We start from the raw sequence: 1679 nt of genomic DNA on the forward strand, positions 1-1679 counted from the left end.
TCGATGAGCTGATGAATGGTCGCGGTGTCCGGATACGGACCAGTGACACCGTTCCACTCGACCAGCACCTCCCGCCGCTCCCCCACCGTGAGCATGTTCAGCTCCGACAGACGCGCACCTGGTGCGGCCGCCACCGACGCCGCCAGAGTCGTGAAATGGCCGGCCAACCGCTCGATCGTCGCCCGCTCGAACAGATCCGTCCGGTACTCCAGGACCGCGCGCAATCCGTCCGCCGACTCGACCGCCGTGAGCGTCAGGTCGAACTTGGCGACACCTCGCTCGATCTCGACCGGCTCGGTCCGTGTGCCCGCCAGCTCCCATGCCTGGACCTCCGCGCTGCCGGGCGCCTGGAGGACGAACATCGTCTGGAACAGGGGGTTGCGGGACAGGTCGCGGTCGGGGGCGAGTTCCTCCACGAGGCGTTCGAAGGGCAGGTCCTGGTGGTCGTAGGCACCGAGCGCGGTGTCCTTGACCCGGTCGAGGAGTTCGGTGAACGCCGGGTCGCCGGACAGGTCGGTGCGCAGGACGAGGGTGTTGACGAAGAAACCGATCAGGCCCTCGGTCTCGGCGCGGTTACGGCCGGCGATCGGGGTGCCGACCGCGATGTCGTCCTGGCGGCAGTAGCGGGCCAGAACGATCTGGAAAAGGGACAGCAGCGCCATGAACAGACTCGCGCCCTGCCCGCTCGCCGTCGCCCGCAGCGCCTCCGTCACCTCCGACGGCACCGAGAAGTACACGGTGTCGCCCTCGGCGCCCTCCCGTTCGGCGGGCCGGCCGTGGTCGGTCGGCAGCTCCAGGGCCGGTACCCCTGCGAGACGCTCGCGCCAGTACGCCAACTGCCTCTCCAGGAAATCCCCGCTGAGTTGCTCCCGCTGCCAGGCGGCGAAATCCGCGTACTGCACGGCCAGTTCGGGCAGCGACGCCACACATCCGGCGACGGCAGCCATGTACAACTCGCGCAGTTCGCGGGCCAGGATCCCGGAGGACCAGCCGTCCGAGACGATGTGGTGCAGCGTGATCAGCACGTACTGGTCGTCGTCAGCGAGTCGTACCACGTCAACCCGCAGAAGCCGCCCGCCGTCCAGGTCGAACGGTCGCCGCGCCTCGGCCGCCGTGATCTCCAGTGCGGCCCGCTCCCGGTCGGCCGTCGGGACGGTCCGGACGTCGTGCATCACCGGAGTGACCGACCACGGTGCGTCCACGATCTGCGCGGGACGGCCAGAGTCGTCCGTGACGAACCGGGTCCGCAGCACCTCGTGCCGGGTCACCAGACCGGTGAACGCCGCACCCAGTGCACCGGCGTCGAGCGTGCCGCGCACCCGCAGGCCGAACGGCACGAGGTATTCGGCGCTGCCCGGCGTCAACTGGTCCAGGAACCAAAGCCGCTGCTGCGCGAACGACAGGGGCAGTGGACCGCTGCCGCGGTCGAGCGGTACCAGCGACGCCTCGTCGGCCGTCCCCAGCTCTCGCACGACCCCGGCCAGTGTGGCCGGGGTGGGCGAGGTGAAGAGGGCACGCACCGGGACGTCCAACCCGAGCCGCTGCCGCAGACGCGACGTCACCTGTGTCGCGAGCAGTGAATGCCCGCCCAGTTCGAAGAAGTTGTCGTGGATGCCGATGGTGTCGATGCCGAGGACGTCGGACCACACTCCGGTGATGGTCTCCTCCGTCGAGTTCCG

General features: G+C 69.4%; 1 protein-coding gene. It reads right to left on the reverse strand.

Features of this window, described 5'->3' with window-relative positions; translation table 11 throughout:
* Positions 1 to 1679, reverse strand: a 1679-nt coding sequence (locus ABTZ94_RS37455) for a condensation domain-containing protein (RefSeq protein ID WP_351207919.1), incomplete at both ends; no start/stop codon positions are given.

The organism is Streptomyces sp. NPDC002785 (assembly GCF_040295565.1).
Classification (GTDB): Bacteria; Actinomycetota; Actinomycetes; order Streptomycetales; family Streptomycetaceae; genus Streptomyces.